We start from the raw sequence: 14938 nt of genomic DNA on the forward strand, positions 1-14938 counted from the left end.
GGCTGCGCATCGCGGTGGCGCAACTGACCGGCGCCTGGGGGGACTTCGATGTTTGGGCAGCCCGTTTTCGGGTGGAGAACACTCGCGCGCCGTTCGACCAGGCGGCGACTGGAAACCGGGATCGGTACCGTCGTCGGCGCGGTGCTGCTCGTCACGCTGCTGCCCAGCCAGGCGTTCGCGATTCCCCCCGCCCCCGACCGCAGCGGTGTGCCGCTGGAGAAACTCCAACAGGACCAGGTCACCGAGGGCACGAACGAGAATGTGGCTCTGACAGGGCGAGTGTTCCGCGTCCCCGCCCGTTCCGAGGATGCGCCCGACGACACGGTCGCCGCCCCCGCCGGCGGTTCGGGTCAGGTGGACTTCTCGTCCGCGCTCACCACAGCCGCCTACTCCGCGACCACGGAGTCACCCACCACTGCCGACGCCGCCCCGGCCGCGCCCCGGCAGGCAGGCCAGTTGCCGGTCGCCCTGGGTCAGGCCGCGGGGGCGCCGCAGCCCACCGGCACCTGGCAGGTCCAGCTCTACGACCGGACGGACCCGCTGACCGAGGGCATCGACGGCGCGCTGATGGTCGTCACCGCTCCCTCGACGGGGGCCGTGCCGGTCGACGTCCGCCTGGACTACAGAGCCTTCCAGAACCTTTACGGTGCGGACTGGGCATCCCGCCTCGAGTTCGTTCAGCTCCCCGAGTGCTACCTGACCGATCCCGCCAACGAGGACTGCAACACTCCTCGAGAGCTGGAGTCCGTCAACGACACCGATGCCAAGACTGTTTCCGCGGTAATCGACACCGCGGCCGACGGCACAGTGAGCCAGACGTCCGCCCGCACACACCCGAGTACTGAGAGCCGCGCGGGAGTGGCGCAGGCATCGTACGCGGACTTCACCGCGGCCACCGGAGGTGACAAGGCCGTGGTGGGCGTGCGCGATTCTGGAAGCGGCGAGGCCGGCAGCTTCAAAGCCACCCCCCTCTCCCCGTCCGGAAAGTGGGCGGGCGGCGGCTCGTCCGGAGCCTTCAGCTACTCCTATCCGCTCCAGGTGCCGCCGACTCCGGCTGGCCCCAAGCCCGCCGTCGCGTTCGAGTACAGCTCGCAGGCAGTGGACGGCAAGACGGCCGTCACCTCGCCGCAGGCGTCCTGGATCGGCGAGGGCTGGAACTACGACCCCGGGCACATCGAGCGGCGCTACCGCAGCTGCCAGGACGACCGCAAGGCGAACGCGGACGGCACTGCGAACAACGCGACGCACAAGACGTCCGACCTGTGCTGGGTGTCGTACAACGCGGTGATGTCGCTGGGCGGCAGGACGACCGAACTGGTCCGCGTAGGCTCCACGAACATCTACCGGCCCCAAACGGACGACGGCACCCGCGTGGAGCTGAAGACCGGCGCCGACAACGGAGACGACAACGGCGAGTACTGGGTCGTCACCACGCCCGACGGCACCCGCTACTACTACGGCCTGAACAAGATCGGCGGCGGCCACGACGACAGCCGCTCGGTCTTCACCGTGCCCGTCTTCGGCAACCACCCCAAGGAGCCCTGCAACAAAAGCGCCTTCGCCGACTCCCGCTGCCCGCAGGCTTGGCACTGGGGCCTGGACAAGGTGGTCGACACCAAGGGCAACACGATGATCGTCAATTGGAAGCAGGAGTCGAACTACTACGCGGCCGACAACAAGCTCACCAAGCTGGTCGAGTACGTCCGCGGCGGCTACCCCCTGTCCATTGAATACGGTCTGCGCCCGGACAAGCTCACCAGCCCCTCCGCGAAGATCGTCTTCGAGGCCAAGGAGCGCTGCCTGAAGAGTGAGACCGCCTGCGACCCCGCCAATTTCGACAAGACCAAGGACCCTGCCGCCTACCAGCCCTGGTGGGACAGCCCGGGCAACCTCAACTGCCTGCAGACCTCGAAGAAGTGCGCCACCTTCCCCTCCTTCTGGACGCGGAGGCGCTTGGACGCCGTCACCACACAGGCCGCTCGTCCCGGCGTCATCGGACTGGCCGCAGTCGACCGCTACGAACTCGACCAGTCCTTCCCGCGCGACTGGTACGACACCTCCCCCAGCCTGTGGCTGAACTCGATCACGCACTGGGCCTACTCACCCGGTGACACCAAGGGCAAGAAGATGCCCCCGGTCACATTCTCCGCGTACACCGTGGACTCGACCGACCCCCTGGGTGACTACCTCGCCGACAAGCACCTGCCCAACCTCGTGCCCCGAGCCAACGGCACCAAGCGACCTGGCTTCACGCGGCCGCGCATCGGCACCGTCACCACCGAGGCGGGGGCCGAGATCAACGTCACCTACGACGGCGGCTGCAAGGCCGAGCCCGACATCGCCCCACAGAACAACCACGGCACCTGCTTCCCGGTGCGCTGGTCCCCGGACGGCGAAGAGGACAAGCCCGCACTCGCCTGGTTCAACAAGTACGTCGTCGCCAAGGTCGTCGAGCACGACAAGGTGTCCACCAACGGACGCGACATCACCACGTCCTACAGCTACGACAACGCGGCGTGGGCGAAGGACGACGACGAGTTCTCCAAGCCCGAGCTACGCACCTACAGCGTCTGGCTCGGCTACCAGAAGGTCACCGCGTTCAAGGGCGACGCGGCCTCCGGCCCCGACGCCGCACAGACCCAGTCGAAGTCCATCACCCGCTACTTCCGCGGCGCAGGCGGCGCCCTCAAGGACTCGACCGGAACCTACGAACTTGCCGAAGACCGCCCGGAGTTCGCCGGGATGCCCGCGGAGACGCTCACCTATGCCAGCAGCGCCGGCGGCGCCAAGGTGCTCAAGAGGACGCTGACCTTCCCGGACTCCAAGCAGACCGCCTCCCGTGACCGTGACGGCGGCCTGGACCCGCTGAAGGCCCACCGCGTCTGGACCCGGCGTGCCGATTCCATCCAAAACATCGGTTCCAGCTGGCGCTCCGTCCGCACCGAGACCGAGGTCGATCCGGACTACGGACTCCCCGTCAAGACCGAGACCTCGGTGGTCAAGCCTGAGGGCACGGCCGAGAAACACAGCGACTACACCTGCGCCAAGTCGGAGTACGTCAACAACAACGACCCCGAGCACGGCGTCTACCTGATCGGCCTGCCCAAGGAAACGCGTACCACGGCGACCCCGTGCAGCCAGGTCGACTCCACTCCGGCGAGCCAGCTGATCTCCGCCACCCGCAACGCCTACGACTCCAAGGAATTGGGCGCTCTCCCGACCGAGGGCCTGCCCACCACCCGGTGGACGAACGACGGCAAGGGCACCGGCTGGATCCGCGACACCCGCATCACCTACGACTCCCTCGGCCGGATCCACACCTCCACCGACGCCGACGATCAGGTCACCACCACCGACTACACGCCCGCCGACGGCGGACCCGTCACCTCCATCAAGGTCACGAAGCCCCTGCAGGCACGAGTCACCCAGACCCTGGACCCCGGTCGCGGCACGGTTCTCACCAGCACCGACGCCAACAACCGGGTGACACGCAGCGAATTCGACGCCTTCGGGCGGCTGGCCAAGGGTTGGCTGCCGGCCCGTTCCTCCGGGAGCCAGAGCCCGAACGTCCAGATCTCCTACCAGATGGCGTCCGGTGAGCAGCCGACCGCAGTGACCGTCCAGTCACTGCGCGACGACGACGGCTACGACACCCAGGTCACGCTATATGACGGGCTGCTGCGGACCATCCAGACCCAGAGCCCTGCCACCGGCCCGGGCCGGATCATCACCGGCACCAAGTACAACGACCACGGCCTGGTCTCCGAGCAACAGGACTCATACCTTGCGGGGGGCGCCCCCCAGACCCGGCAGTTCAAGCCCAAGAGCGAGCTGGCCATCCCGCGCTCCAGTACCACGGCCTATGACGGCCTGGAGCGCCCGGTCAAGGCCACCACGGTGCAAAGCGGCAACCCGGTCTACTCCAGCACGATCGAGTACGGCGACGACTACACCCTCACCAAACCTGCCGGAGGCGCGCAGCCGCCCACCAAGACCTGGACCGATGCCCTCGGCCGCGTCGCCCGCATCCAGCACTACACCAAGTCCGACCTGTCGCAGTGGCGGGACACCACCTACGACTACGACCCCCGGGGCAACCTCCTCACCGCCACCGACGAGCCCGGCAACGTCTGGACCTACCACTACGACGCCCGCGGCCGCCTGATGGACCAGACGGACCCCGACACCGGGACGTCCTCGTTCGACTACGACGACCTCGACCGTCGCACCATGGCCAAGGATGCCAACCAGAAGGCCGTCTACACCGAGTACGACGCCCTCGGCCGGACCAGGGCAACCCGTGAGGGCAGCCCGGACGCCGCCCCCACCCGTGAGTGGACCTACGACACGCTGCCCGGCGCGCTAGGGCAGCTCGTCTCCTCCGTCCGCCACGACGCCAGCGGCGACTACACCACCAGGATCACCGGCTACACCACCGACTACCGGCCCACCGGCCGCGAGGTGACGATCCCCGACAATAGCCTCACCAAGGGGCTGGCCAAGACGTACACCTACGCTTACACCTACACCGCGACCGGTAAGCCCTTCACAGCTACCCTCCCGGAGACCGCGGGCGGCCTTGGCAAGGAGACGGTTTACACCCGGTACAACCGGTACGGCCTGCCGGTGTCCCTCTCCGGCCTGTCCTGGTACACCGCGGACATCAGCTACTCGCCCTACGGCGAAGCGCTGCAGACGGTGAGCGGGCCGCAGCCGTACCGGGTGTGGACGACGAACTTCATCGACGACCACACCGGCCGCCTGCAGCGCACCGTCTGGGACCGCGAGACCGACGGGCCGAACCGTGTGGCCGACACCTACTACTCGTACGACACCGCCGGCAACGTCACCTCCGTCGCATCCCAGACCCAGACGGCCACCGCCAAGGCCTGGGACACCCAGTGCTTCACCTACGACCAACTGGGCGAGCTGGTGCACGCCTGGACTTCGACCCTGACGCCGGACGGAAACTTCAAGGGGTGCAAGGCCGCCAACGGCACTACCTGGGGCTACGCCTCTACGGGTCAGCGCTCCGCCGGGCCCATCGCCAACGCCCCCGACTCTCAGTCGGACGCCACCGCCCCGGACGACGCGCTCAAGGCATCCCTGGGGAACGCGGCACCGGACACGACCACGGTCGCGACCGGCAGCGCCGCGACCTATTGGGACTCCTACACCTTCGACGCGATCGGCAACCGCGCAACCCAGGTGCAGCACGCTACCGGCACGGGTCTGAACACCGCCCAGGACATCACCCGCACCTACGGCTACGGCAAGCAGAACACCGTCGGCGGCACACCCGCCGTCCTCCAGCCGCACACCCTGACGCAGACCATCGCCGTGCAGGGCAGCGGCACCTCGACCACACAGGACTACGCCTACGACGCCGCCGGCAATACCACGGACCGGCCCGGCCTGGACCTGCACTGGACCGCGGAGGAGAAGCTCGCCACCGCCACCACCAGCGGCTCCACCACCCGGTATGTGTACGACGCCGACGGCAACCGCCTGCTCCAGCACTCGGACTCCGGCACGACGCTCTACCTCGGCGAGACCGAGATCACCACCGACGCGAACGGCAGCGCGGTCAACGCCGCCCGTTCCTACGCCCTGGCAGGGGCGCCCGCGGTCGTCCGTACCACCAACGGATCCAGCACGGCTCACAAGCTCAGCGTCCTGCTCCACGACCGCCTCGGCAGTGCCACCACTGCAGTCGAATTGGCCAAAGACCAGACGGTCACCCGTCGCGCCTTCAAACCTTATGGCGAGATCCGCGGCACCAAGCCGACCAGCTGGCCCAACCAGCACTCCTACCTCGGAGTCGGCATCGACGACACCAACACCGGTCTGACCCACCTCGGCGCCCGCGAGTACGACCAGTCCACTGGCCGCTTCATCTCCGCCGATCCGGTGATCGCCATCACCGACCCGCTCCAGATGAACGGCTACGCCTACAGCAGCAACAACCCCGTCACCAAGAGCGACCCAACAGGCCTGTGTCCCAAGGACATCTGCGACGGCTACGGTCAGAACACCGCCGCGACACCCTTCCAGCCGACGGGCGGTGGCGGCAACGGACAGGGGTCAGGCGACAGCAACACCGTGGTGCGCAACGGCGGTGTCACCAACCTGCCGACCAGCTGTGCCGTCGCACAGTCCAACGCCCATGACGCTGCCGTGTGCGCCAGCGGGTTCTCGGCCAAGAAATGGGCTGATGATCACCACATCGACGGATATGTCACGGTCGATATCGGCATTGGAGGAAGCATCGCCAACAAGATCCCGGGCGCCAAAGCGGACGGGTCCGGGAAGGTCGGATACGCCGACGTCATCCTCTGGACGAAGGAGCGGGTCTACATCTGGGAGGTCAAGCCGAGCGCCAGTGAAAACCCGGATCCGAAGAACAAGAAGGCCGTCGATGCGCACAACTACGCGTTCAAGAAGGGGCCGGAGCAGCTCGGCCGATACGTCGACAAGTTGCAGGACGTCCTCGACGACGCGGGCGACGACAGGGAAGTACTGAAGGGCCCGGCCATCAGCTCCGCAGTCTTCTTCTACGGGGCCAAGGGCAACCGGGGCAGGGTGTGGTCCAAGGACAGCTACTCGGGAATGCGCTACTACGGCACCGACCGAGACGACAAGAAGAAGGCGACGCCCAGCCCCAGCCCCGGTCCCGACATGACGGCGGCGCCGAGGGCCACCGCGGAACCGTCCGCACAGCCCACGCCTTCCGCCACGGGCTTCTACAGTACGGCGCCGCCCGGGGAGCGTTCATGGATGGGCAGTGACGTCGGCATGGTGGTCAGCGCGTTCTCGGGCATCTTCATCGTGGGAGCACCATACGAAGCGGCTGTCGGCGGTGGGGCCGTCGTACTCTACGAGCTGGCCGCCTGAGCGCCGTCGTATTAAGGATCGGCATGGACTTGCATATCTGCGCGTCGCTGGACGCTGCGACCGTCGGCGGGACCGGCAACGCCGCCGCCTACTGGTTCGGGGAAGCCTTGGCCAGCCTCGCGCCCACCCTGCGGCAGCGCGAGGAAGCAGGCGAGCAGGTATGGTCCCTGGCCTCGACGCAGCAAGACGAGGGCAGCCGGGAGCAGGAGTTCGCTCCGATCGCAAAGAACTGGCCGCGCATGAGGCATGCACTGCGGGACGGGCCGGAAACCGCCGATGTGCTGTTCTTCCTCGTCGGCGGAGATGGTCCGGCATGCCACATCAACGCCAGCAGCATTTCCGTGCGGCGACCCAACATGGAGCTGTCGATCAAGCTCGATGCCGCTGCATGCGACCTGGGCGCCGATGCCGGATCGCGGATCGTGGACTTCCTCGCCACGAGCCTGAACGACGTGAATCCGGCCTTCGGCCGCGTCGATGCCACGGGACCGTGGGACGACCACACGAACCTCGACGCGGTGCTTCGCCGGCGTGTCCGCAGATCGGTCAACGAGGCGAGGAGCTTGCTGCGGGGCTATTCCTGGATCACCGTCTGCCCCGAGGAGCTGAGCCGGCGACTGGGCGGCCCCCCCGCTCTCATGGCGAGCGGGGCCTTCTCTCGGGTCCTCCCGCTGGCGGCGGGCGGCGTTGTGCTGCAGGCCACCGAGAGGCTCGCCGACTTCACAGACGACGCCCTGCGCAAGGTCTTCACGACGCTGGCCCCGGTTCTGCCTCCGGGAACACCACGGTACGACCCGGCCTTCCCGAAAGTCCGCTACGTGGCTCAAGACGCCAGCGCCGTGTGAGCTGCCAGCTCGGTCCCATCAGAGTGCGCGGCCGGTGACAAAGGCAGGGCAGGGGCGGATCGGGTGAGCGGAATACGCCGACTCGACGATCACGGTTTATCAGGCATACCCGCAGGAGATCGCGGAATCGGCGTTGAGGGCCTTTCGGGGCCGGTTGTTGAGCCGATCTTCCACGGCTCGAAGATAGTCAAGGGTGTGGACGGGCAGGTCGGTGCGCTTGGGGAGGTACTGCCGCAGGAGCCCGTTGGTGTTCTCATTCGTGCCACGCTGCCAAGGAGTGGCGGGGTGGGTCACCGCGAACAATGAGCCAATCCGGCCCCGGCCCATTCGCACTGCCCAGGGCGTACCCAGCGGCTACTACACGGAAGATATCGCGGATGCGTGGCTGCGCTACTGCCCCCGCCCCCGGAGAAATCCGCTACCTCCGCTACGCCGCAGGTCAGCGAGGGTGAATCCGTAGCGGAAGAGCTTCCCGGAATCCGCTACATCCCGCCCATTCGCTACACGCAACACGCCCCTGACCTGCGCCGTAGCGGAGGTAGCGGATCCCCAGAGGGACCGCGCGAAAGTTGCGGCGGCCCTTCCCGCCCTTCTTGGATTTTGCCCGAGGAGATCCCGGTATGACCACGGCGACCCCGAGCGCCGCACATCTACGCTACACAGCGGAGGAAGTCGCTGTAGTACTCCGCATCGGCCGCTCCACGGTTTACGAGCTCATGGCCGAAGGGGCCCTCAAGTACGTCAAGCGTGGCCGCTCGCGCCGCATCCGCCGATGCGACCTGGAGGCGTTCGTGAACAGCCTCGAACCGACGTCCAACTGAACCAACAACCCCAGTGAGGCGGCCCCGGAGAGAATCCGGGGCCGCCTTTCGCATGTGGAGGAGCGCAATTGAGCCCCCGCAAACCGAACATGGAATCGTCCATCTACTTCGGCAAAGACGGCTGGTGGCACGGTCGCGTCACGATGGGCGTCAAGGACGACGTCAGCCCGGACCGTCGCCACCGCAGGGCCCGGACCGAGGCTGAGATCAAGCGCAAGGTAAGGGAGTTGGAGGAGCTCCGCGACAAGGGACGCGCGCCCAAGGCCGGCCGTACGCCGACCGTAGAGGCGTGGATGACCACCTACCTCACCAACATCGCCGCCTTGAAGCTCAAGCCCCGTTCTTTGGACGACTACTGGTCCAAGACCAGGAACGACATCATCCCGGGCATCGGCAAACACCGGCTCGACAAACTCCAGCCAGAGCACTTGGAACGGATGTACCGCGTCATGCTCGACGAGGGGCACGCGCCGTCTCACGTGCTGAAAGTGCACCGCATCCTGTCGCACGCTCTGAAGATTGCGCACCGCCGCCGTCTGATCGTCGAAAACATCGCCACGCTGGTCGACCCGCCCACCGTCGACGAGACCGAGGCGAATCCTTTCACGACCGAGAAAGCCAAGGCGTTCCTGGAGGCCGCCGCCAAACGGCCCACCTTCATGCGCTGGTGCGTCGGGGTCGGCATGGGCTTCCGGCAGGGCGAGACCCTGGGCTTGCGGTGGCCGTACGTCGACTTCGGGAACGAGCTGTTCCGCCCGGAGTGGCAGCTCCAGCGCCTCACGTGGCGGCACGGCTGCCAGGACCCGCACGCGTGCGGCGCGAAGTTCCACCGTTTCAGGACCTGCGCGCCGAACTGCCAGACAAGGGATACAAGCGCGGGTGCCCGGCGCCTTGCCCCGAGGACTGCACGCAGCACGCGCGAGCCTGCCCCGATCGGAAGGGGGGCGGTCTGGTCTTCACGCGTCCCAAGACCAAGAAGAGCAGGAACGCCGTGCCGATTCCGCCGCCGTTCATCCCGTACCTGCTCGAGCACAAAGCGCAGCAGGAGGAGACGAGTGCGGCGGCCGGAGACGCGTGGGAGGAACACACGCTGGTCTTCACCCGCCCAGACGGTCGGCCCCTCGACCCTCGCCAGGACTGGGGAGAGTTCAAGGAGCTGCTGGCGGAAGCCGGGATCGATGACCGTCGGCTGTACGACGGGAGCCGTCACACCGCCGGCACGATCCTGAACGAACTGGGCGTGGACATGCCCACGATCATGGAAATTCTTCGGCATACCCAGATCAGCCAGACCCGGCGATACGTGAAGGGGCGATCGCACCTCTCGAAGGACGCGATGCGCCGGATGGGAGACACCTTCATGCCCCGCCAGGAACCCGCAACTGAGACCAGAACTGAGACCGAGGACACCCGAGCGGCACGCGCGCGGCGCCGCCGACGTATCCGCTGAACGAAAAAAGCCCAGCTCAGACGCTATCTGGGCTGGGCTCAGGGAGAGCCCCCTGTCGGATTCGAACCGACGACCTACGCATTACAAGTTGTCCGATCTTGGTCCGAGAGCATCCGTGGACGTCCCAGCGGCTGCCGTCATGCCAGGCCAGAGGGGTTCCCGAACGTCAACGGACAGTGGCGGACGGCCTGGGATGGGGCTGCAATCGAGACCGTAATTGAGACCATGTCCCGCCCAGCCGCCCAACGTCAGAAACCCATCCGAGTCGCCACCACGGCCAGCGATCCAGATGCCAGCTAGCAATAGGGACACAACATCAGTCCTACTTCGATTGGCATCAGCATGGCCGGCAGTGCTGCAACAACCACAGCGATGGCTACTCGCAGCTCAATGAGCCCACCCCCCCGATCCACCTCGTTACGCATCCGACGTGCCCTCGCCTGCGGCTTCCAATGAGGCGTAGGCCGTGATGATGTCTGCTCGCAGCTCTGGCTTCACAGTGTGCAGCACCACCCGCAACCTTGCAGTGCGCCACCGTTCCCGCACCACAGCCTTGCGGTACTGGAGCCACACCTTGAGGGCGCCAACGGTGACTGCTGCCATGGCAAGCAGCAATCGGCCGTCAGAGAGCGCCGTCATGACCTCTGATCCCATCTCAGTCAGACCTCCATACTTGAGTCCCCATCAGGACCTTGGTCGGAAGCCTCGCGCAGTCGCCGAGTTTCCCTCTACCGTGGAGAAACTCATAGAAACCGGCATGGTTGGAGGCGCCTGTGCCCGGAGGTCGCCCGTCACGCAGTGGCCACGACGGCTACCCCGAACTAGCGGAGCTAGCGACCTGGTTCAAGGAGGCGATCACCAACTGCGGCTACAGCAGCGTCAACGCGTTCGTGCAGCAGAACACGTTGGACAAGAACAAGGTGTACGAGGTTGCCCGCGGGACAGTGCTGCTGTCACTCGACTCAATGAAGGGCTTGGCTCGACTCCTCAAGCGAGATCCAGCAGAAGTCGAACCGCTCTGGATGCGTGCTCGTGAAGCCATGGATCTGCGTGTCATGGCAGATGATAAAGACGGAAAACCGCGAGTGGTAAATTGGGCAGAGATCCCTAGGCCCGAGCTTGCCTTGCGGAATGTGCTAGACGCACTCGCATATGTTACGGAGCAACTTCCCTATCGACTGCTCGGCATTAATCCGCCGTCCCTGTCAACGGTATACGTCCGACAACGCCTACGCGAAAGCTCCCACCTCGTAAGCGGGGAGGCGCTGCCGAAAGAGCGAGACCGATCCGAGGATCGCACGGACCGAAACGTGCAGGGCAGCGCCGACATTCCCGTAACCATATCGGAAGCCTTGAACCGCAGTGAGCATTTGTTCATCACGGGGGAACCGGGGGCTGGCAAGTCCACACTCGGGCACCAATTGATCTCTCGTCTAGCCAAGATCTGGCTGCGTCAAGAAAGTGCGACAAATCCGCCCCTGGCTGAGCCTGTGGTGCCGTTGCGAGTGGCGGCACGCTTTCTCGTAGGTGACGGAGCATGGAGCACGGTTCTCTCAGATGCTACCCGGCGTGCCTTGGGGCCGTATCTTGTCACGGAGCCCACTCAACAACTATTCGCTGGCCGGACTCATGGAGTGCGCTGGCTTATCGTGGTAGACGGCCTCGATGAAATTTTGGACCGCCCTACGCGCGCCTCGATCATCAGAGCTCTTGGGCAACATGCGCGAGTTAACGGAGAATACCGCTTCGTCATCACGAGTCGCCCTCTCCCGGACGAAGAGCTAGCACCCCTGTACGCCGCAAACATCAGCGTATGCCGCATCGAACCCTTCGAGCCGGAAGAGTTGAAGCTTTTCGCTGAACGCTGGTTCCTTAGCCAAGATCCAATTACGGCAGAACAGAAGGCAACTCAATTCCTAGAACAAGTCTCCGACGGAAGACTCAAAGATTTGGTGCGAAACCCGCTTCTCGCCTCTATTGCTGCCGTCGTCAACACGCTCGAGCCTGGACGCCCTCTCCCCGCGAACCGAATTGACCTGTACCAGCGTTTCTATGAATACCTAGTCACTGACGAGGAGGCAAGCGGGCGAGCCACCCCCAAAGAGTTGCGCCGATTGGAAGAGACACACCCCGCGCGCTATAGAGTGGCAGAGTGGATACACTCCCAGCGCACTTCCATAATTGACGCAATGGCTAAAGAGCGACTCACAACAGATACACCACTCACGGAAGTCGCTTGCAATTGGGTACGAACCAACAAGCCTCCAGATTTGGTTCTCCCGCCCGGCTGGGAAGCAGATGCTGATCGACTCCTGATAGACACGGGGATGTTAGTCTATGAAAGCTCCGGCCTGCGATTCTTGCATCACACATTTGCCGAGTTTCTGGCAGCACGGACATACGCCCGATCCATCCCATCCGACTTCCCGGAGAAAAAGGAATGGTTCAAACGCGGCCTCAGAGAGGCTGAGCAAAACTTCGTTATCCTAACCTTTGCCCTCTGGGGGAAATCTCCTGGAAACGATGTCGGTATAATTCTACGAAGCCTGCTTGACGGGGGTTACGGTCAGATACGTTTGGCAGGCCGCCTACTTGCCGAACTTGGCGACAGCGACGATCTATCAGCGCGGCTCGTCGTGGACAGGCTGACGGAACTTGCTCTGGGGAACGCGCTCGACGGGGGTGAGGATCACGATTTCGTTGACAATCCTCGCCGGATCCGACTGGCAAACATGCTCTCCAAGAGTGACCAAGTTTTCGATGTAATTGCTCTTTTGAGTGGAAACGAGCACGCCTCGCGAAATTTGCGCAACATCGCAGGTAGACGTGAATTGTCATTTCAAATTCGAGTCTTGGCTGTGGCAGCGCTTGAGAAGGTTGAATCTAAGAAGGAAGCACTTGAGCTTCTACGGTCGCTATCACTAGAGTCCAGCCATCCCTTGAACCGCATGGTTTACGCTTTCGGCTTTCTTGAGCTGGATCCAAGTAAGACATACGCAGAGGTGCGTGACGATCTGGTCGCGGTGAAAGATCATCCACAGGCCAACCATGATATTCGGATGAATATCGCGGAAACCGCGGTAGACAAGGGGGGAGACAAAGAACTAGCAACAGAGATTTGCTGGTCGGTGCTGTCCGCATCGGACGCTGATTTTGAGGATATTCGATCGGCCATCAAGCTCCTACTGAGCCAATCAAGCGACGAGGTCGACACCTACCTCGAAGCAATCATCGAACAGATACTGAAGCTAGAGCCTCTTGCGAGGGCGGAGTCAGCTCGCGAAATTCTAAATGCTGGCCATATCGCGCATGCCAAAATCATCGCTCATAGCGTTTTGAATGACATGGGAGCCCCGGGCCACGTCCTCACGCAAGTAGCTGAGATCTTGCTTCAGGACGCGCCAAACGATGTGGTCGAGGAACTGATAAGGGTGCTCCGTGAACGACCTGACTGGTCGTCCGAACGAGCTGACCTACTGGATGCACTACTCGACGCAGGTTGGACCGAGTTTGTTATCACCGAGGCTATCGCTATTATAGAGGCTTCCGACTCCAGACCATATGCAGTAGGTGCAGCGGCAAGCGCTTGGCTCGCGGCCGTAAAACCTGAAGGAGCTACTGAGTTGATGGGCATGCTACGGAGCCGGCCCTACCTTGACCCTTGGACGCGGGCGAACACATCGCGCGCGCTTGCAGATGCAGGATATATTGTTGAGGCAGCCGATATCGCCTATCCCATCTTCCTGGATCCACAGTCAGATAGTTACGACCTTCGGTCGGCTGCCCACGTCGCCCTACAGGAGGGCGCTCCCTCCGTCGACGATATAATCATTTCACTCAAAGAGCGTAGCGTCGGGGGTGCCAAAGAAAGCGGCCGCATGATTCAGGTATGTGCGCTACTAGAAAAGCCGGACGAGATCACAATTCCAGCCCTTCAGTTGATAGGCACCCCGGGAATTGAGCGCAAGATTTTTGAATCAGCGCTTGACGCTCTAATCTCGACGATCGGTACATCAATAGCTGAAAGAATCGTCGAGTCGCTGGCGAGTCAAACGAATCCTGCCTATCGATTCACTGGCGCTGACCGTCTCGCTAATGCTGGTGCACTAAAGGCGGCAGTGACAATTTGGCGCGACTTGATCACCGTCGATACGCTATCGACAGCAGACTCCTACACGGTACTGACTCGCCTAATAAATACCGGACACCGAGAAGAAGCCATAGGAACACTGAAGATTGCACTAGAAAATAGCCTAGGGCAATATAACCGTGGGCGCATTCGCAGGCTTCTTGCCTGGGCAGTCCTAGCTGACCCCAGCGACACCGCCTCTTTTATGCTTGATGATGTCGTGTAGGGATCGAATGGAAATCATCAGCCGTGGCGCAAACCTGGGATCGCATGCCTCTCTGCGATCGTCGAACGGTATGCAAGGCTTGAGCTCGACATCAAGTAGAGAGGAGAGCCGGTGTCGCAGCAGCCCAGTCCCCGGGGAACCTTCCGGAAGATTGCCGACTCTGTGAAGGTACTGATCGAGGGCAACCCGGAGATGACAGAGCTGCCGTCCCTGGCTGACATCATGCGCGAACACGGCGTCTCACGTGGCGTTGCCATCCGCGCTTACGGGGTACTGCGCAGGGAAGGCTTGGCTGAACCTGCGCCGGGCGAGCGGTGGCGTGTTGTGCGTGCGGGTGATCGAGTCGACCGGCGTCCTCTCGATCAGCGGATTGCAGACATCATCACGGCTGATGGGCTCAAGGTGGGGGAAGCGTTCCCGAGCGCTTCAGCGCTCGCCGAGCGGTTCGGGGTCTCCCGTCCCACGGTGACCAAGGCTCTGGAGAAGCTGGAGGCCGCCGGCGTGCTGGCGGGGGGAGGACAGGGCAGGGTGCGGACAGTCCGCGCCGTGCCGACGCGAGAGGAGCGTTCGTAG

Annotated in this window: 6 protein-coding genes and 3 pseudogenes; 7 read left to right on the top strand and 2 right to left on the bottom strand. The window is 64.0% G+C overall.

Annotation, left to right across the window (positions count from 1 at the left end; all coding sequences use genetic code 11):
* Positions 1–141 precede the first annotated feature (141 nt).
* Together ACWCQ1_RS13785 and ACWCQ1_RS13790 are read left to right on the top strand one after the other, a co-directional pair.
* Positions 142–6894, top strand: a complete 6753-nt coding sequence (locus ACWCQ1_RS13785) for an RHS repeat domain-containing protein (RefSeq protein WP_451026533.1) — start codon at positions 142–144, stop codon at positions 6892–6894.
* Between the two features lie 23 nt (positions 6895–6917).
* The gene (locus ACWCQ1_RS13790; protein WP_451026534.1) at positions 6918–7739 is read left to right on the top strand and encodes a hypothetical protein; all 822 of its coding nucleotides are present in this window, start codon (positions 6918–6920) and stop codon (positions 7737–7739) included.
* A 99-nt stretch (positions 7740–7838) separates the two neighbouring features.
* Here ACWCQ1_RS13790 and ACWCQ1_RS13795 read toward each other — a convergent pair.
* A pseudogene (locus ACWCQ1_RS13795) lies at positions 7839–8024 on the bottom strand (transposase); the annotation flags it as partial.
* A 1-nt stretch (position 8025) separates the two neighbouring features.
* Here ACWCQ1_RS13795 and ACWCQ1_RS13800 point away from each other — a divergent pair.
* The 3 genes and pseudogenes from ACWCQ1_RS13800 to ACWCQ1_RS13810 all read left to right on the top strand — a co-directional run.
* Positions 8026–8225: pseudogene (locus tag ACWCQ1_RS13800) on the top strand (DUF3631 domain-containing protein); the annotation flags it as partial.
* Between the two features lie 134 nt (positions 8226–8359).
* Positions 8360–8560, top strand: coding sequence for a helix-turn-helix domain-containing protein (locus tag ACWCQ1_RS13805; RefSeq protein ID WP_451026535.1), 201 nt, complete (start codon positions 8360–8362; stop codon positions 8558–8560).
* A 68-nt stretch (positions 8561–8628) separates the two neighbouring features.
* Positions 8629–10010, top strand: a pseudogene (locus tag ACWCQ1_RS13810) (tyrosine-type recombinase/integrase).
* Positions 10011–10427: 417 nt separating this feature from the next.
* Here the strand turns inward: ACWCQ1_RS13810 and ACWCQ1_RS13815 are convergent.
* Complete coding sequence (locus tag ACWCQ1_RS13815) at positions 10428–10664, bottom strand: hypothetical protein (RefSeq protein WP_451026536.1); 237 nt, start codon at positions 10662–10664, stop codon at positions 10428–10430.
* A gap of 119 nt (positions 10665–10783) precedes the next feature.
* On the opposite strand from ACWCQ1_RS13815, the gene ACWCQ1_RS13820 reads away from it, so the two are divergent.
* Positions 10784–14365 carry an NACHT domain-containing protein gene (locus ACWCQ1_RS13820; RefSeq protein ID WP_451026537.1) on the top strand — a complete coding sequence of 1194 codons (3582 nt, stop codon included), beginning with the start codon at positions 10784–10786 and terminating at the stop codon, positions 14363–14365.
* 111 nt (positions 14366–14476) lie between these two features.
* Positions 14477–14938 carry a GntR family transcriptional regulator gene (locus ACWCQ1_RS13825; RefSeq protein ID WP_451026538.1) on the top strand — a complete coding sequence of 154 codons (462 nt, stop codon included), beginning with the start codon at positions 14477–14479 and terminating at the stop codon, positions 14936–14938.

This window comes from Streptomyces sp. NPDC002144 (assembly GCF_053593695.1).

Coding starts and splice junctions, on each gene's coding strand:
- ACWCQ1_RS13790 (WP_451026534.1), top strand. CDS start 6,918: ATGGACTTGCATATCTGCGCGTCGCTGGACGCTGCGACCGTCGGCGGG.
- ACWCQ1_RS13805 (WP_451026535.1), top strand. CDS start 8,360: ATGACCACGGCGACCCCGAGCGCCGCACATCTACGCTACACAGCGGAG.
- ACWCQ1_RS13815 (WP_451026536.1), bottom strand. CDS start 10,664: ATGGGATCAGAGGTCATGACGGCGCTCTCTGACGGCCGATTGCTGCTT.